General features: G+C 69.3%; 15 protein-coding genes. 10 read left to right on the forward strand and 5 right to left on the reverse strand.

The genetic code is table 11. The annotated features are described in order from the left end of the window. Positions 1–189 precede the first annotated feature (189 nt). Positions 190–987 (forward strand): alpha/beta fold hydrolase, encoded by a 798-nt coding sequence (locus SD37_RS32135; protein WP_044856064.1) that lies wholly within the window; start codon positions 190–192, stop codon positions 985–987. 8 nt (positions 988–995) lie between these two features. Continuing rightward, positions 996–1,754 carry an SDR family oxidoreductase gene (locus tag SD37_RS32140; protein WP_044856208.1) on the forward strand — a complete coding sequence of 253 codons (759 nt, stop codon included), beginning with the start codon at positions 996–998 and terminating at the stop codon, positions 1,752–1,754. On the opposite strand, the gene SD37_RS32145 is transcribed toward SD37_RS32140, so the two are convergent. Beyond that, complete coding sequence (locus SD37_RS32145; protein ID WP_083255144.1) at positions 1,693–3,300, reverse strand: IS1634 family transposase; 1,608 nt, start codon at positions 3,298–3,300, stop codon at positions 1,693–1,695. The two genes, SD37_RS32140 and SD37_RS32145, sit on opposite strands and share 62 nt — an antisense overlap. A gap of 185 nt (positions 3,301–3,485) precedes the next feature. On the opposite strand from SD37_RS32145, the gene SD37_RS32150 reads away from it, so the two are divergent. The 7 genes from SD37_RS32150 to SD37_RS32180 all read left to right on the forward strand — a co-directional run bounded on the left by SD37_RS32150 (position 3,486) and on the right by SD37_RS32180 (position 12,502). Continuing rightward, positions 3,486–6,041, forward strand: a complete 2,556-nt coding sequence (locus SD37_RS32150) for a bifunctional FO biosynthesis protein CofGH (protein WP_236725488.1) — start codon at positions 3,486–3,488, stop codon at positions 6,039–6,041. Between the two features lie 150 nt (positions 6,042–6,191). After that, entirely contained in the window at positions 6,192–7,043 is an 852-nt protein-coding gene (locus SD37_RS32155; protein ID WP_044856066.1) for a HalD/BesD family halogenase, read from the forward strand. A gap of 16 nt (positions 7,044–7,059) precedes the next feature. Next, on the forward strand, positions 7,060–7,908 hold the full coding sequence (locus SD37_RS32160) for a class I SAM-dependent methyltransferase (protein ID WP_044856067.1): 849 nt from the start codon (positions 7,060–7,062) through the stop codon (positions 7,906–7,908). Continuing rightward, positions 7,905–9,683 carry a choline/carnitine O-acyltransferase gene (locus SD37_RS32165; protein WP_044856068.1) on the forward strand — a complete coding sequence of 593 codons (1,779 nt, stop codon included), beginning with the start codon at positions 7,905–7,907 and terminating at the stop codon, positions 9,681–9,683. Before SD37_RS32160 ends, SD37_RS32165 begins: the two co-directional genes overlap by 4 nt. 12 nt (positions 9,684–9,695) lie before the next feature. Beyond that, complete coding sequence (locus tag SD37_RS32170) at positions 9,696–10,241, forward strand: DUF4232 domain-containing protein (protein WP_083255145.1); 546 nt, start codon at positions 9,696–9,698, stop codon at positions 10,239–10,241. 105 nt (positions 10,242–10,346) lie between these two features. Continuing rightward, a complete protein-coding gene (locus SD37_RS32175; RefSeq protein ID WP_044856069.1) occupies positions 10,347–11,036 on the forward strand; it encodes a response regulator transcription factor in 690 nt (229 codons plus the stop codon). Then, positions 11,033–12,502 carry a sensor histidine kinase gene (locus tag SD37_RS32180; RefSeq protein ID WP_044856070.1) on the forward strand — a complete coding sequence of 490 codons (1,470 nt, stop codon included), beginning with the start codon at positions 11,033–11,035 and terminating at the stop codon, positions 12,500–12,502. Before SD37_RS32175 ends, SD37_RS32180 begins: the two co-directional genes overlap by 4 nt. On the opposite strand, the gene SD37_RS32185 is transcribed toward SD37_RS32180, so the two are convergent. The 3 genes from SD37_RS32185 to SD37_RS32195 all read right to left on the reverse strand — a co-directional run bounded on the left by SD37_RS32185 (position 12,468) and on the right by SD37_RS32195 (position 15,406). Next, positions 12,468–13,547 (reverse strand): hypothetical protein, encoded by a 1,080-nt coding sequence (locus tag SD37_RS32185; RefSeq protein WP_044856071.1) that lies wholly within the window; start codon positions 13,545–13,547, stop codon positions 12,468–12,470. The two genes, SD37_RS32180 and SD37_RS32185, sit on opposite strands and share 35 nt — an antisense overlap. A gap of 66 nt (positions 13,548–13,613) precedes the next feature. Further along, complete coding sequence (locus SD37_RS32190) at positions 13,614–14,054, reverse strand: hypothetical protein (RefSeq protein WP_044856072.1); 441 nt, start codon at positions 14,052–14,054, stop codon at positions 13,614–13,616. 14 nt (positions 14,055–14,068) lie between these two features. Beyond that, complete coding sequence (locus SD37_RS32195; RefSeq protein ID WP_044856073.1) at positions 14,069–15,406, reverse strand: LVIVD repeat-containing protein; 1,338 nt, start codon at positions 15,404–15,406, stop codon at positions 14,069–14,071. Between the two features lie 101 nt (positions 15,407–15,507). Between SD37_RS32195 and SD37_RS32200 the strand changes: the two genes are divergently transcribed. Continuing rightward, positions 15,508–16,953, forward strand: a complete 1,446-nt coding sequence (locus SD37_RS32200) for a peptide ABC transporter substrate-binding protein (RefSeq protein WP_083255146.1) — start codon at positions 15,508–15,510, stop codon at positions 16,951–16,953. On the opposite strand, the gene SD37_RS32205 is transcribed toward SD37_RS32200, so the two are convergent. Then, positions 16,933–17,832 (reverse strand): LysR family transcriptional regulator, encoded by a 900-nt coding sequence (locus SD37_RS32205; protein WP_044856074.1) that lies wholly within the window; start codon positions 17,830–17,832, stop codon positions 16,933–16,935. The two genes, SD37_RS32200 and SD37_RS32205, sit on opposite strands and share 21 nt — an antisense overlap. Positions 17,833–17,889: the final 57 nt, after the last annotated feature.

A 17,889-nucleotide genomic window follows, 5' to 3' on the forward strand; every position in this document is an offset into this window, starting at 1 on the left:
GGAAACCCCCGAAAACAGGGGGGTACCTTAACGACATTCCCGCAGGTCAGAGCCACAAAACCGGCCCTGAGCCGATGATCGCCGGGTGGGACCGCCGGAGACGCCGGGGAGAACACCGCGCGAAGAACATTGCTCCGAGTACATTGCACCGTATTGATCTACCCGATTGCTCCGATTAGCTTCGGTTCCATGAGCACTGCGGAACTCGACGGCATCACCGTCGCCTACGACGACCTCGGCACCGGGCTGCCCGTCGTCCTCGTCCACGGCCACCCCTTCAACCGCACGATGTGGCGTCCGCAGGCGGAACGCTTCAGTCGCGAGGGCTACCGGGTCATCACCGCGGACCTCCGCGGCTATGGCGAGACCACGGTGGTCCCTGGCAAGACCGGACTCGACGTCTTCGCCAAGGACATCGCCCGCCTCGCGGATCGGCTCGGCCTCGGGCGCTTCGTGCTCGGCGGCCTCTCCATGGGCGGGCAGATCGTCATGGAGTTCCACCGCACCTACCCCGAGCGCGTCGCCGGGCTCCTGCTCGCCGACACCTCTCCCCAGGAGGAGACCGAGGAGGGCAAGCGCGTCCGCAACGCGATGGCGGACCGCGTCCTCGCCGAAGGACTGAACCCGTACGCGGACGAGGTGCTGACGAAGATGGTCTCGCCGGAGAACGTCCGCACGATGCCGGACGTGGCGGCGCACGTCCTCGGCATGATGCGCACGACGCCCAGGGAAGGGGCCGCGGCGGCACTGAGGGGACGGGCCGAGCGGCCGGACTACCGGGAGAGCCTCACGAAGGTCGCGGTGCCGAGCCTGATCGTCGTCGGCACCGAGGACGAGTACACCCCCGTCTCGGACGCCGAGCTGATGCACGAACTCATGCCCGGCTCCACCCTGGCGGTGATCGAGGGGGCCGCCCACATGCCTAACCTGGAGCGCGAGGCCGAGTTCAACGCCGTGTTCGCACGGTTCTTGAAAGAGATTGGGTGATCTTCTCCATGTCCCACAAGACCGTCTTCGTGACCGGTGCCAGCGCGGGGTTCGGCGTCGAGATCGTCCGCCGGTTCGCCGCGGACGGTGCCAAGGTCGTCGCGGCAGCGCGCAGCAAGGACCGGCTGGCCAAGCTGGCCGACGAGCTGGGCGAGAACGTCCTCCCCTACGAACTGGACGTCCGTGACGCCGACGCGGTGGCCGCCCTGCCGGAATCCCTGCCCAAGGAGTTCGCCGACGTCGACCTGCTGGTCAACAACGCCGGCCTCGCCAAGGGGCTCGAGCCCGCCCACCGGGCGAAGCTCGACGACTGGGACCAGATGATCGACACGAACATCACCGGCCTGGTCCACCTCACCCGCGCGCTGCTGCCCGGGATGGTCGAGCGCGGCCGCGGGCACGTGATCAACATCGGTTCGATCGCGGGCACCTATCCCTACCCCGGTGGCAACACCTATGGCGCGACCAAGGCGTTCGTGCACCAGTTCAGCCTGAACCTGCGCGCGGACCTGCACGGCACCGGCGTCCGGGTGACCAACGTCGAGCCCGGCATGGTCGGTGGCACGGAGTTCTCCGTGGTCCGGTTCGAGGGCGACCAGAGCAAGGCCGACGACGTCTACAAGGGCACGACGCCGCTGACGGCCGCCGACGTGGCCGAGTCCGTCTTCTGGGCGGCTTCGCAGCCCGAGCACGTGAACATCAACGTCATCGAGCTGATGCCGGTCGTGCAGAGCTTCTCGCCGCTCCAGATCCATCGAGAGAACTGAGCCCGAAGAGGTCGAAGAGCGCCTGCTGTTCCGGGCTCCGCTCGGTCAGCAGGCGCCGGGTCCGCGGGCGACCGCCGGTCGACGGATAACGCAGCACCGTCTCGCCGATCCCGGCCAGGTTGTCCATCAGTTCACGGACCGAGAGGTTCATTCCGGCGCGGTCGGCCTCGCGCCGCATGAGGTGGGTGACCGTCGACGCGAGCACCGTGACCAGCGTGTGCACGGCGATCCGGTGCGGCGTCCAGTCCCAGCGCGGCGACGGCCCGGCGACGGCGGTGCCGGTCAGCCAGCGGAACGTCGAGTCGAGGTGGGTCCGCGCCCGGTAGGCGGTGACGACCTCCGCGACGGGCCAGTCGTGGTCGGTGACCAGCACCTGTTTCCCGAAGAACTCGTCGCGCAGCCGCGAGACGGCGGCGTCGTCGACCTTCCACGTCAGCCGGATCTCCCCCGACCTGGTTCCGGTCAGCGAAGGCGAGAGCACGCGCTCGACCCGGCGGCCGCGGGTGATCCGGGCGATCTCGGCGTTCACCTGGCTCCGGTCGCCCCGGTAGATACCGGCGGCCAGCGCCGCGTCGAGGCCGGCGAGCTCGCGGGTCGCGGTGCCGAGTTCGTCACCGAACGCGCGGGCCTGCGCGTTGTGCAGGGTCTCCGAATGGGTCAGGATCACGCGCCGCCGCACCCCGGCGACCATCGCCCTGGTGTCGAGGGCGGTCAGCCCGGCGAAGCGCTCGGGGTCGACGGGTTTACGCGCGGACGACGGTTTCGCCAGCAGCTCCGGATGCTCCGACAACGGCAGGGCGCCGACGAAATGCCGTCCGAGATCCACTTGCGCGGCCTGACCGGCGGTGAAGACCAGCGTGACGTCGCCCGCGGTGTGCCGTCCGCGCAGGTCGTCGGCGAGCGCGGCGAACGGCGGCGCCCCCTCGCGCGGGTACACGTGCGAGGCCAGCGGGATCGCGCCGTCCTTGGTCACCACCAGGCCCAGCCCGGCGAGTTCGCAGCGGCAGGGGTCGGCCGTGGTGAAGGTGGCGAACTGCGGCACGTCGACGGCGAGTGCGGCGCCGCCCGTCCCCAGCCAGGCGAGGACGGCGTCGGCGACCGTGGCCTCGATCCGCGCGATCCGGTCCGGGGTGAGCCGGTGCAGCGCTCGCCAGTGGTTCGCCAGGTCGGCCTTCAGGAAATCCCGTGCGACGCCGTCTTCCCACCACGTGGCCAGCTCCGTGTCCGGCGCGGTCGCCCGGTGCAGGACGGCGAGCGCGAGATGCGTCCCCAGCGTGGTCGTGGCTCGCTGCGCGCCGACGGCTTCGTCGACCCGCTCGACGAAGCCGAGCCGGTTCAGCGTGGCCCAGACCGCCGCCACGTCGCCGAAGGTCCGGTGACGCGCTTCGCCGGGCGCGGAGACGTCGCCGTCCATCGCGCGCCCGATCTCCTCGGCCGTGCCGAGGTAACGCTGGGACACCACACGGGGCTCTCCGCCGACCCGCGCGGAGGTGACGAGGTAGTAGTACGTCCGCCCGCCGACCTTCTTGCCGATCACCGAAGCCACACTTTAGGTAATACACCGCGGCCCGCTGATCGGCAACCGTGATCACTCGCTGACCAGCGGAAACAGTGACCACACCCAGGTGGGTGAGGTGGTGGCCGGATGCACACTGGCAGGTGGGGCGAGTCCGGCCATAGCGTGCGGGAATGGCACTCGACGCTGACGCGACCGCCCCCACCACCTCGGCGATGCGCCGGGCGCTCGCCCGGGCGCGCGACGGGAAGACCCTCGACCTCACCGAGGCCTCGATCCTGCTCCAAGCGCGCGGTGACGATCTCAAGACGTTGTCGGAGCACGCCTCCCGGGTCCGTGACGCCGGACTCGTCGCTGCAGGCCGTCCCGGCGTGGTGACCTACAGCCGTTCGGTGTTCATCCCACTGACCCGCCTGTGCCGGGACCGGTGCGGCTACTGCACTTTCGCGACCGTCCCCGGCCGGGTCGAGTCGCCGTTCCTCTCCCCCGACGAGGTCCTCGACATCGCGCGCAAGGGCGCCGCGATGGGCGTCAAGGAGGCGCTGTTCACCCTCGGCGACCGTCCGGAGGACCGCTGGAAGGCGGCGAAGGACTGGCTCGACGCGCACGGGTACGACGACACGCTGTCCTATGTCCGCGCGATGGCGATCCGGGTGCTGGAGGAGACCGGCGTCCTGCCGCACCTCAACCCCGGCGTGCTGACCTGGCAGGACTTCCAGCGCCTCAAGCCGGTTTCGGCGTCGATGGGCATGATGCTGGAGACGACCGCGAAGCGCCTCTACACCGAGAAGGGCGGCCCTCACTACGGTTCGCCCGACAAGGACCCCGACGTCCGCCTGCGCGTGCTGGAGGACGCCGGCCGCAGTTCGGTGCCCTTCACCACGGGCATCCTGATCGGCATCGGCGAGAACTTCGAGGAACGGGCCGACTCGCTGTTCGCGATCCGCAAGGTCGCCAAGACCTACGGCGGTATCCAAGAGGTCATCGTCCAGAACTTCCGGGCGAAGCCGGACACCAAGATGCGCGCGACCCCGGACGCCGATCTCGAAGAACTCGCCGCGACCATCGCCGTGGCTCGGCTGGTTCTGGGGCCGAAGATGCGCATCCAGGCGCCGCCGAACCTCATCGGGCAGCAGTACGAGCTGATGCTGAACGCGGGCATCGACGACTGGGGCGGCGTCTCCCCGCTGACCCCCGACCACGTCAACCCCGAACGCGCGTGGCCGCAGATCGACGAACTCAAGCGCCGCACCGAAGCGCTCGGGTTCACCGTGCGCGAGCGGCTGCCGATCTATCCGGAGTACGTCAAGACCGGGGAGCCGTGGCTCGACCCGCGGATGAACGCGCATCTCGCGCCGCTCACCGACGCCGAGACCGGGCTGGCGATCGAGGAAGCGATCCCGGTGGGCATCCCGTGGCAGGAGCCGGACGGCGGCTGGCAGGAGGCCGGGCGGACCGATCTGCACGTCGAGGTCGACACCATCGGCCGCACGGAAGACCGGCGCAGCGACTTCGATTCGGTCTACGGCGACTGGGCGGAGATCAAGGGCAACATCAAGACCGCGCCGCAGCGGTTCGACCTCGACATCCGGGATGCCTTGCGCAGCGCGGAAAAGGACCCCGCCGGGCTGTCCGACGACGAGGCGCTGGCGCTGCTGCACGCCGACGGCCCGGAACTCGACGCGTTCGCCCGGATCGCGGACGACCTGCGCCGTGAGGTCAACGGCGACGACGTCACCTTCGTGGTCACGCGGAACATCAACTTCACCAACGTCTGTTACACCGGCTGCCGGTTCTGCGCGTTCGCCCAGCGGCGCACCGACGCCGACGCGTACACGCTTTCGCTGGAGCAGGTCGGCGACCGGGTCGACGAGGCGTGGGCCGCGGGCGCGACCGAGATCTGCATGCAGGGCGGCATCCACCCGGATCTGCCCGGCACCGCGTACTTCGATCTCGCGGCCGAGGTGAAACGCCGTCAGCCGGACATCCACCTGCACTCGTACTCGCCGATGGAGGTCGTCAACGGCGCTTCGCGGACGAACCTGTCGATCGAGGACTGGCTGGCCCGCGCGAAGGAAGCCGGTGTCGACTCGCTGCCGGGCACGGCCGCGGAGATCCTCGACGACGACGTCCGCTGGGTGCTGACGAAGGGCAAGCTGCCGACGTCGGAGTGGATCAACGTCGTCACCACCGCGCACAAACTCGGCATCACGACGACGTCGACGATGATGTACGGCCACGTCGACACCCCGGCGCACTGGGTCGGGCACCTGAAGTTGCTGGCGAAGCTGCAGCGGGAAGGCCTGGAACGCAACGGGCGGCGCGGGTTCAGCGAGTTCGTGCTGCTGCCGTTCATCCACCAGAGTTCGCCGATCTACCTCGCCGGGCTCGCCAGGGCCGGGACGACGCTGCGGGAGAACCGCGCGGTGCACGCGCTGGCCCGGCTTCTGCTGCACGGGATGATCGACAACATCCAGAGTTCCTGGGTGAAACTCGGTGAGGAAGGCAGCCGCGCCGTCCTCCAGGGCGGGGTCAACGACATCGGCGGGACGCTGATGGAGGAGACGATCAGCCGGATGGCGGGTGCGGCCAACGGGTCGTACAAGACGATCAGCGACATGCGCGCGATGGTCGAGCCGCTCGGCCGTCCGCTGCGGCAGCGGACCACCGAATACGGCACGCCGACGCCCGAGCGGATCGCCGCGGCCGAGGCGTCGGACGGTGTCGCGACCGCGGTCCGGCGGCCGCTGCTGCCGCTTGTCACCGGCTGACGAAAAGTCCCTGATGGCTCCCTTACCCGCGTACGGACGCGGGTAAGGGAGCCATCACTTTGCGTGTGTCCCCGCTCACAAGGCGCGGGGGCCACGGGCGTTTTCTGTGCTAAACCCGAGAATCACTTCCGGGCAGGCGAGAGGACGTCGATGACCGCGAGCGCAGTCCAAGTGGCCGATACCGCCCGCTATCCGTTGTCCGAGCCCGGAAGCCCGGCCTGGCGCGAAATCGTCGCCCGGACACGCGCCGAACTGCGGGAAACGGGCTGCAGTGTCCTGGCCGACTTCATCCGCCCTGAACTGCACGAGGTCCTTCGGCGCGAAGGCGCGGAGATCGCTCCGGAGGCGTACGCGAAGGTCGAACGCGTCAACGCCTACAACATCGCCGTCGACACTCCGCTCCCCGAAGGCCATCCCGGCCGCACGATCATGGAACGCGGCAACGCCTTCGTGGCCCGCGACCGGATCCCGCCGACCGCGATCATCCAGCAGCTGTACACGAGCCACGAGTTCCAGCGATTCGTCTCCGACTGTTTCGACCTCCCCGCCCTCCACGAACTCGCCGATCCGCTGTCCGGACTGGTGCTCAACGTGATCGAACCGGGGCGCTCGCATCCGTGGCATTTCGACACCAACGAATTCACCGTCAGCATGCTCACCCAGGAGGCCGCCGACGGCGGTGTCTTCGAATACTGCCCGAACATCCGCTCGGAACGGGCGGAGAACTTCGACGACGTCCGTGCCGTCCTGGCGGGCGAAGGGGATCACCTGATCCGGCGACTCACTCTGCGTCCCGGCGATCTTCAGCTGTTTCGCGGACGCTTCGCGCTTCACCGCGTGAGTACTGTTCAAGGGGCAATCGCCCGCCATTCCGCGATCTTCGCGTACAGCGAGCGCCCCGGGGTCATCGGCAGTCCGGAACGGACGCGACAGTTGTTCGGCAGGGTCCTGCCCGAGCACGTCGCCTCGGCCGCCGTCCGGGGCGACGAGCTGCTCGACTGAGTCAGGAGTTTGGCCCGTGCCTTGGGATTCGACCGGCAAGATCTCCTTCGACCACATCTACACCGAGCCCGATCCGCGTGCCTTCTTCGGCACCTTGCGCAGGCTGGACTACGCCATCCCCCAGCAGGCCAAGGCCTACTTCGCGCAGCTGATCGACGAATACCGCGCCGATCAGGACGTCAAGAAGCCGACCGTGCTCGACCTCGGGTGTTCCTACGGCGTCAACGCGGCGCTGCACCGCTGTGACACCTCGATGGAGCGGCTGTACGACCACTACGCGAACAGCGAGTCGCTGAGCAGGGACGAGCTGATCGCGCACGACCGGCGGATGGCCGAGAGGCACGACGGCGGCGACGGGGTCCGCTTCATCGGCCTCGACACCTCCGCACCGGCACTGGACTACGCGCTCTCCGCGGGGTTCATCGACGAAGCGATCCACGCGGACCTGGAGAGCGAGGACCCGACGGAGGAACAGCGCGCGCTGCTGGCCGACGTCGACATCGTCATCTCGACAGGCTGCGTCGGCTACGTCACGGAGAAGACCCTCGTGCGGATCGCGCGGGAAGCCCGGCCGTGGATGGCGCATTTCGTGCTGCGGATGTTCTCCTACGAACCGGTCGCCGCGAGCCTCGCCGAACTGGGGTACGAAACGGCCGGGGTCGACGGTGTCTTCCGGCAGCGGAAATTCGCTTCGGAAGAGGAACGGACCCAGATCCTGGACAACCTGTCCGTCGCGGGCGTCGACCCGCGTGGGCTGGAAGCCGACGGCCGGCTGTACGCGCGGCTGTTCGTCTCCCGCCCGAACGGTACGGCGGACGGGCTCGCCGCCGTGCTGAACGCCCTGCCCCTTCTAGATCAAGGATGATCGTGAGCAGTCCGGAACCGTCCACCCGCACGTTCGGCAACGAGGACATCCTGCCGAGGGTCCCCGTCCCCAGCCTGGAAGACACCTGCCGCCGGTTCCTCGAATGGTGCTCGCCGCTGCTCACCCCCGGCGAGCTGGCGGAGACCGAACGCGCCGTCGCCGAATTCCTCGCGGAAGGCAGCCCGGCGCACGAACTCCAGAGCGCGCTCGAGGAGTTCGACCGCGGTGAAGGGGTGCGCAGCTGGCTCGACACCTTCTGGCCGTACCGCTACCTCGGCCGCCGCGACCGGATCGCGCTCAACGCCAACTTCTTCTTCCTGTTCTCCGAGTCCCCGCTGGGTCAGCTGGAGCGGGCGGCCGAGCTGGCCGCGTCGGCGGTGGACTACAAGCTGAAGCTGGACGAGGAACTGATCCCGCCGATCGTGGTGCGCGGGCAGCCGCAGTCGATGGTGCAGCACAAGTACCTGTTCTCGGCGACGCGGATCCCCGGCGCCGTGCAGGACACCGCGCGCACGCCGTACCGCGAGGACTGGCCGGGACCGTCGAGGGCACGGCATATCGTGGTCTTCCACCGCGACACCCCGTTCCGGATGGACGTCATCGCGCCGGACGGACGGCCGTATTCCCCCGAACAGCTGGTCGCGGGGCTGCAGACGATCGTCAAGTCGGGGAACTTCGTCGAGGATCCGGAGAGCGCCGCCGGGCATTTCACCACCAAGGCCAGGGCGGAGTGGGCGGCGACGCGCGAAGCGTTGCTCGCCGCCGGGAACGCGGCCGCGCTCGACGAGATCGAGACGGCGTTGTTCTGCCTGTGCCTGGAGGACTTCACGCCGGCGGACACGCAGGAGGCCTGCGACAAGCTGCTGCACGGCGACAGCGGCAACCGCTGGTTCGACAAGGCCGTGTCGCTGATCGTGTTCGAAGACGGCACGGCGGGGATCAACGTCGAGCACTGCGAACTCGACGGGACCACGATCCTCGGGTTCACCGACGCGCTGCTGAGCGGTTCGCGGCTGGAGCGCCCGCCCGCCGACGGCGTCCCGGCGTCCGAGGTCATCGAGTTCGTCTTGGGCGACGCGCTCCGCGAGGACGCCCGTGCCGCGGCCGCGTCCTTCGCCGCGTACGCCGACGCGACAGCGACGAAGACGGTGTCCTTCACCGACTTCGGCGCGAAGCGGGCGAAGGAGCTGGGGATGTCCCCCGACGGCTTCGCGCAGATGGCGTATCAGCTCGCGCACAAACGCGCGAAGGGGATCACCGGCGCGACGTACGAGTCGATCGCGACGCGGCAGTACCAGAACGGGCGTACCGAAGCGATGCGGGTGGTGACGCCCGAGGTGCAGTGGTTCGTCCAGGTGATGGACGATCCGGCCGCGGACCGGCAGACCCGTCAGGCGGCTTTCCGCGCGGCGGCGGCGAAGCACGTCACGCGGGCGAAGGAGTGCCAAGCGGGCGAAGCGCCGGAGCAGCACCTGTGGGAGCTGCAGCTGATCCAGAAGCGGCGCGGCGTCGAGGAGTCCCCGGCGCTGTACTCGTCGCCGGGCTGGTTGAAGATGCGCAACGACTACCTGAGCACCAGTTCGGCGCCGTCGGTGAACATCCAGTACTTCGGCTTCGGGTCGACCAGCCCGCAGTGCATCGGTGTCGCGTACGTGCTGCTGCCGGACCGGCTGAACATCTACCTGTGCACGCCGAAGCATGTGGCGCACGAGATGGAGCTGTTCGCGACGGAACTGGCCGGCGCCATCCGCGAACTGCAGGAGTTGCTGGCCTAGTACGGTTCCTCCGTGCTGGGGAAAGCGATCTTCGTAATGGCGGGAACGGCGCTGGTGGTGGCGGGATGTACGGCCTCGCCGCCACCGGCGCCCGCCCCGCTGACGGTGCACACGCCGGAGCCGGGCACCGTCGAACCGGCGGGCTGTCTCGACACAGGTGTCACGGTGAAGTCCGGACCGGTCGAGGCCGCGCTGGGCCACCGCGCGATCGTGCTCACCCTCACCAACTGCGGCACCGCCCCGCGCACGCTCACCGGCTATCCCGAAGTCCGTTTGCTGGACCAGGAAAAGCGGCCGATGAACGTCCAGGTGGAACACGGCTCGTCGTATATGGCGATCGACCCGGGCGTGGCACCGCAGACGATCCAGCCCGGCGGCACCCTGCTGTCGGTGGTCTCCTGGTCGAACACCGTCACCGTGGGTTCACCGGAAGCGGGCGCGTACGTCACCGTCGCCGCGGCCAAGGGCGACCCGGAGCAGCGGATCACGGTCGACACCGATCTCGGCACCACCGGCAAGCTGACGCTGACGGCCTGGAACCCGAAGCTCAAGAACTGAGGTTTGTGACGAGACCGCACGGCTCTGCGACGGTTCCGCCGCGAGACCGGGCGAGTGCGACAGAGCGCCCTTACGATCGGTGAGCCTTTCGATCTTGGGGGAACCATGCCGCGCATCCTGCTCGTCGAGGACGACGTCGCTCTGGCCGAAGCGCTCACACTCGCGCTGAAGGCACTCGGTCATGACGTGGTCGTCGCCCCCACCGGGGAGCGGGCGCTGGAGGCGCTGTTCACCGACCGGCTCGACCTCGATTTCGTGCTGCTCGACGTCATGTTGCCGGGGATGGACGGCTTCGAGGTGTGCCGCCGGATCCGCGCGCGAAGCAGGCTGCCGCTGGTCCTGCTGACCGCCCGCGGCGACCCGATCGACATCGTCGCCGGGCTGGAATGCGGTGCCGACGACTACGTGGTCAAACCCGCCGAACCGCGGGTGATCGACGCGCGGATCAAGGCGATCGGGCGTCGCGCCGTCACGGCGCCCGGACCGTCGGCGGGTCTGCTGCGCGTGGGACGGCTGGAGATCGACGCGGGCGCGATGAGCGTGACCCGCGACGGCGTCGAACTGCCGCTGACCGCGACCGAGATCCGGCTTCTCGTCGAGTTCGCCGAGCATCCCAACCAGGTGCTGAGCCGGCAGTCGCTGCTGAAACGGGTGTGGGACTACGGCTACGTCGGGGACTCGCGGATCGTCGACGCGGCGGTCGCGCGGCTGCGGGCGAAGATCGAGGACGATCCGGCGAATCCCGTGGTGCTGAAGACCGTGCGCGGACTCGGCTACCGGCTGGTGGGCGAATGAGGTTCGGACTCCGCGCCAGGGTGACCGCGGCGGTCGTGGTGGTGACCACCACGGCGACGGTCGCGATGGCCTTCAGCGCAGCCAAGATCCAGGAGGACGACGCGATCGAGCGGTTCACCGCCGCGGCCAAGACCTCGTTCGGGGCGATGTTCGGGCAGGCATGGCCCCACCTCGAACAGTTCATGGCGGGCAACCCCGCCGCCTTGGAACTCTTCTCGCAGGGAATGGACACGGCAGCGGCGGACTGGATGCTGGTCACGAGCTACCCCCAGTTGACCAACGACGACTTCAAGGCACCCGAAGGACCTCCCGAAGTCATCAAGTCCTCGTCGAAAAGCTTCGACTGGACGACCGGCACCAGGAACGCGAACCCTCCTGACCGGCGGGCCGCGTTGGAAAGCGTGAAGGACGTGGTCCTTCTGCGGACCTCAGGTCCGGGGAAGCTGCTCTCGGCGATCACCGTCGATCCGGCGAGTGGCCGCAAGCTCCTCGTGGTGAGCGCGAACTTCGTCGCGTATTGGGTGGTGCAGTTCTTCGACCTCACCACGTTCGAGCAGGATCTGGCGGCCCAGCGGTGGAAACTGGCGTACCTCGCGCTCGGCGTCACCGTCCTCGGCGTGGCGGCCGCCGTCTTCGCGGCGGGCCGGATCCGGCGGCCGGTGCTGCGCGTCGCCTCCGCCGCCCGCGATCTGGGCGACGGCGCTTTCGACGTGCGTGTCCCGGTGAAGGGCCGCGACGAACTCGCCGACCTCGCCGGGGCGTTCAACACGATGGCCGACCGGGTCGGCGCGGCGATCGAGGAGCTGCGCGCCAAGGACCGGCAGCAGCAACGGTTCGTCGCCGACGTCGCTCACGACCTGCGGACCCCGCTCGCGTCGATGGTCGCCACGGTCGACACCCTCGACGACGCCAGCCCCGAGATCAGGACCCGTGCGACCGAGTTGCTCGGCACCCAGGCCCGGCGGCTGGCACGGCTGGTCGAAGACCTGATGGAGATCTCGCGGTTCGACGCGGGTTCCGCCGATCTGCGTCCCGAACTCGTCGACCTTCCCGCGCTCGTCGAGGACGCGATCGAGGTGAGCGTGCCGGGGACGCCGGTCCAGGTGACGAGCACCGGCGACACGACCGTCCCCGCCGACCCGCGCCGCGTCCACACCATCGTGTGCAACCTGCTGGTCAACGCCGCCCGGTACGGCCGGACCCCGATCGAGGTGACGCTGGAAGGCAAGCGCGACGTCGTGACGATCCGGGTCGCCGACTCCGGACCGGGGGTTCCCGAGGAGTTGCGCCCGATCCTGTTCGACCGGTTCGTACGTGGTGACCACGCACGCCAGGCGACCGAAGGCAGTGGGCTGGGGCTGTCGATCGCGCGGGAGAACGCGCTGATCCACGGTGGGGAGATCACCGTGCACAACGACCGCGGCGCCGTCTTCACCGTGCGTCTTCCACGGGAGTCACCAGCGTGAGGCTGCGGGGCGCGTAGCCGTCGAAGTACGGCATCGGGATATGCGTGAGGATCAACAGGACCGCGGTCAAGGCACCGAGCCGAGGCGGCTTCAGTTCCCGATCGCCGAGCCATAGCCACAGCACGATCGCGAAATTGCTCACCAGCAAGAAGCCCCAGCGCGCGTCGTCCCAGCCGCCGAACGCGAGCAACATCGGTGCCGCGATCGCGGCCACGGGCAGGACGGTCCCGAGCGAGGGCCGGTGCAGAAGCAGGAAACCACCGAGCACCACGACCGCGATCGGCACCAGGTAGAGGAACACGTTCGTGATCGAGTACAGCTGCCAGCTCTGGGCCTGCGTGCGCCCGAACAACTCGAGCGCGTCACCGCGATACGCGAAGTCCGCTGTGGACAGTGACTGCCGGAGCCTTTCGACCGCGCCGGGTGCGGCGGGTGGCTGCACGAGGATCAGCAGACCGAGCGACGCGGGTGGGGTGAGCACCGCGCAGGCGCGGCCGAACGAGTACTTCCGGAGCACCACGAAACCGAACACCGGCAGGACCGTGAGCAGCGCGATTTCGTGTGCGGTCATCGAAAGCGCCATCACCGCGCTCGCGAGCGCCGCCCGGTTCCGGTGCAGCGCCCACAACGCCCCGAACAGCAGGAGATACAGCGTCTGGTCGAGGTAGCCGACCTCGTGGAAGAGGTACCCGCCCGCCGGGATCAGGAGCCAGCCGACGATCACCAGCCGACGGCTCTCGGTGCGGCCGCGGAAGAACGCGATCGTCACGACCGTCAGCAGGGCACCGAGGATCGCGAAACTCGCGACCGCGAAGACCGCGTAGTCGTGGCCGAACGGGTACAGCAGCGTGCCGACGAGGAAGCGCCGGTGGAACCCGTCGATCAGCGAGACCGACTGCAGCGTCGCCGCCCACTCCCCCGGGACTCGGAGCCCGGTGTACCCGGCGACGAGGACGGCGATCACGAACAGGGCCGTGATCCTCCGCCGCGGGGTCTTCTCCGGAACGGCCACGACGACCGGGGGCCGTTCGAGCAAGGTGGTCATGACGCCAAGCTAGAAACGGATCATGCGGCCACGGTGACCGCGCGTCACCGGTTCCGCACGGCTTTGTCACATGGTCTGCGCGATCAAGACGGCCTGCTCGGAACCGGGTACCACGTAGACGGTCCTGGACCTCGTGGTCATGGGCAGCTCACAGGAGAGCCACGAAACCTTGGCGGGGATGAGCGGCTTCAGCCGTTCCGGCGTGTCCGGCAGCTCCCCCTGCGAGCATTTGTAGCTGCTCAGTACCTTCGGGACGGCTTCGGGACCGAGCTTCACCAGGGCAGTGAGCCGGAAGTCGCTGGGCCCGGGCGCCTCCAGCCGGCCGTCGGGGCCGCCCATCTTCTCGTCGACCCAAGAGACCTCGGCGATCTCGCCGACCTCCGGGAACGTCTCGGCGACAGGCGCCGGATCGGTGAGCACGGGCGGTACTTCGGGCGGAGGCGGAGCACAAGCCGCGATCAGGACGACCGCGGCCGTGCTCCCCAACATCTTCCCCATGGTGCGCATGGGGACATCTTGGCTCAAGCGGTGAGCTTCAGGATGTCGATTCCGCGGGTGTTGTCGGCGACATAGACGTAACCCTTGTGCCAGTAGGGCGCCCACGCGCTGGCGTCCGCCGGGCGGAAGTAGGCGATCTGCTTCGGGTCGGTCGGGTCGCTGACGTCGAGGAACCGCGTGCCCTGCGTGTAGAACGACTGCACGAGGACCTTGCCACGGACGTCGAAGTAGTGCGCGGAGCAGTCACCCGTCGTCGGGTCGCTGCCCTCCTGCCCGGCGACGCTCCACGTGCCGACGGACTTGAGGCGGAACGGTTTCTCCGGCGTCGAACGCCAGCCCTCCCCGTTGTACGAGTTCTGCAGCGACGAAATCGTCAGCACACCGTCACCGGCACAGCCGTCGAGGAAGCTCTCTTCGGTGGCGTAGATGAGATCGCGGCCGTGCCAGCGGTTCGAGTCGGCGCCGTCGGCCGACCGGTGTCCCGCCGGGTGGAAGCTGTTGTGCATGAACTTCGACGGCGCCGCCGTCTCCTCGATCCCGCCACCCGCGTAGGGAATCGGGTTGAACGCGGTCGCGCGGCGGACCTTGCCCAGCAGGGGATCGCGGTGATATCCGCTGGTCCAGTAGCCGCGGACGCCACCGCGGCCGGACACCCACGCCACGCCTTCGTCGTCGACCTGGACGTCGTGCACGTAGTCGGTCTTGCCGTCGTTGCGCGCGAGTTCGATCGGGTTCGGGAAGGTCTTGGGGTTCCGCGGATCGCGGATGTCGGTCACCCAGATCGGGCGGCCGCCCCATTCGGCGGGCTGGTTCGCGGCCTTCGCCGGGCCGCCGGTCCAGAGGTACCGGCAGCCGTCGACGCAGCTGGTCGTATGGCCGGCCGGCACCTGGGTGTAGCTCAGGATGGCCGGTTTGTCCGGGTTCTTCAGGTCGATGATGTAGATGCCGGATTCACCGGTCTGCGTGGTGCCGCCGTAAGCGCGCGGATCCCTGGCGAGGAACACGAGCTTGCGTTCGGCGTCGACCTCGGTGTCCTCGGTCTCCCACAGGCCGGGCAGGCTGACCTCGCCGATCAGCTTCGGCGCCGCGGGATTCTTCGTGAGGTCGTAGACCTTCAGGCCGAACTCGCCGGAAACCGCCATGACGTCGCGGTGGCCGTACTGCAGGAATCCCATCGCGATGGCGCCTTGCGCGTCGGGCACGTTGCCGACGGCCTTGACGTTCTTCACCGCGCCGGGCGCCCCCGCGACCCGGGCCTTCTCACTCGCCGGTTTGTCCTCTTCGCCGCACGCGGCGGCGGGCAATCCGGTGGCGATCAGGGTCGCGGTGACCGTGGCGATCGCCAGGCATGAACGAAGCAACCAGTTTCCTCGCACAGAAACCTCCCAGGCTGGTACCCGCACCCTAGGACCACCGCTTTGCCCGGCACAACCGCCGTTGGTCGGTGCGGGACTGCTATGACATGACCATGCGCTTGCGACTTCTGGCCCCGCTCCTCGCCGCCGCCCTGGTCACGGCGGGCTGCACGGAATCCGGCGAACCGCCCGCACCGGACGTACTTCGCGTGGGCGTGTCCGCGCCGGCGTCGACGAACCCCGCCGACGTCCGCGACCAGACCGGCAGGCTGGTCACGAGCGCACTGTGGACGCCGCTGGGCGATTACGACCCCGCGACGGGAAAAATGACCCCACGGGCGGCGGAATCGGTCACCAGTACCGACCGGGTGACGTGGACGGTCAAGCTCAAGGACGGCGGGAAGTTCCACGACGGCACGCCGGTCACCGCCCAGTCCTATGTGGACACGTGGAAGACCGTCGCCCAGGAAAGCTGGGCCGGTTCCCGGGTACTGAAGGATCTGCTGCGCGCCAAGGAGATCACCGCGCCGGATCCGCTCACGATCCGGCTCGTCCTCGACCGGCCGTCGGGGCAGATCCCGGCACTGCTCTCATCTCCCGCGCTGGTGCCGCTGCCCGCGTCGGCGCTGGCGTCACGCGACTGGATCCGGTTCTTCTCCCAGCCGGTCGGCAACGGACCGTTCCGGATGGACGGCGCCTGGCAGCCGTCGGGTGGCAAACTGGTCCGGGTCACGGACTCGCCGGGCAAGGCACGCGTGATCGAGCTGAACGTCGGCGACGCGGCGCAACTGTACGACGGCGTCAAGTCAGGGAAACTCGATCTCTCCATCGTGGTCCCCGGCGACCGGCACGAGGCCATGCACACCGATTTCGCGCAGCGGCACGTGATGTGGGCCCTGCCCACCGTCTCCTACCTCGGTTTCCCTTTGACGACCGAGCATTTCTCCGATTCCACGGTCCGGCACGGCTTCGCGCTCGGGATCGACCGCGCCGCACTGGAGGCCGGTGTCCTCGGCAGGCAGGTGGACCCGGCGAAGTCACTCCTGCCGCCCGCCGTCGCCCCCGGCGAGCGCAGCAGCACCTGCCGCCCGTGCACCTTCGACGCCGGCGCCGCGAAATCCCTGCTGGGCCAGGCGGAGTTCCCGGCCGGATCGGCGGTCCACTTCGAACGGTCGGAGCGGAACTGGGTGCGGCCGCTGGCCGAACAGGTGACCGCGGCGGTCGGCGTCCCGCTCGCCGCCGATCCGGGCAAGGGGCCGTTCGCGATCGACCTGGACCTCGCGACACCGAGCCCGCAAGAGGTACTGGCCAAGATCGTCGAACTCACCGCTTATTCCAGCGACGGGTTCGCCGACCTGCTGAAATCGGCCGAGGAGACCGAATCCGGCGACAGCGGCGAGGTCTACCGGCTGGCGGAGAACCAGTTGCTGCGGGATCTGCCGGTCGCCCCGCTGTGGTCCGGGCACGGGCACGCCGTCTGGGCGGAGCGGGTCGGCGACGTGAAGGCGACCCCGTTCGGGAGCGTGGACCTGTCAGCGATTTCGGTGCGATGACCCGAGGGTGCACTCCCCCGCCACGACGTCGATGAAGGCCGAGGTCAGCGGATCGGGTGTGCTCCGGCAGTAGGCGGCGAGCGTGCGCCGGATCGACGGCTCGGGCCGCAGGACGCGGCCGGGGAAGCCTTCGGGCAGCACGTTGGCCGGGACCAGCGCCGGACCGAGACCCGCCGCCGCGAGCACCGGCGCCGCCGCGGTCTGCTCGGTCCGGACCGCCGCCCTCGGCTGGAACCCCGCCGCGGCGCAGGCCTGGTCGACGAGGTCGGCCAGGCCGTTGCCCGGCGCGTAGTGCACCCACGCGCAGTCGGCGAGGGTCGCGAGGTCGACGACGCCCGTGCCGTCGTCCTCCCGCGGCCCGTCGATCGGCAGGACGACGACGAACTCCTCGGTGCCGAGTTCGCGCACCGGCCCGTCCCAGCCCGGCGGGACCGGGCCGACCGCGACGTCGGCCTCCCCCGCCGCCATCGCGTCGCGCAGTTCGTCCGCGTGCCGGAACTCCACCAGGCGGACGTCGACCTCCGGCCGCTCCCTGCGCCACACCCGCAGCGCGGCGGGCAGGACGCCCAGGCCGACCGAGTAGACCGTGGCGATCTGCAGTTCCCCGGCCTCCAGCCCGGACGCCTGCCGGGCGGCGCATCGCGCGCGTTCGGCGTCGGCGAGGGTGGCGCGGGCGTGCGGCAGCATGGCGCGCCCCATCGGCGTGAGCCGGACACTGCGCGGCAGGCGTTCGAGCAGCGGTCCGCCGACGCCCTTCTCCAGCGCGCGCATCTGGTGCGACAAGGCGGGCTGCGTCACGTGCAGCAACTCCGCGGCCCGGGTGAAGGAACCGGTGTCGACGACGGTCACCAGGTATTCGAGCTGCCGCAGGCTGGTCATGAACGAATCTTATCGGAGCGGTGAGATCTATGCCTTGGACTTATCAACTCCGCCGGG

It is taken from the genome of Amycolatopsis orientalis (assembly GCF_000943515.2).
In the GTDB taxonomy this organism is placed as follows: domain Bacteria; phylum Actinomycetota; class Actinomycetes; order Mycobacteriales; family Pseudonocardiaceae; genus Amycolatopsis; species Amycolatopsis orientalis.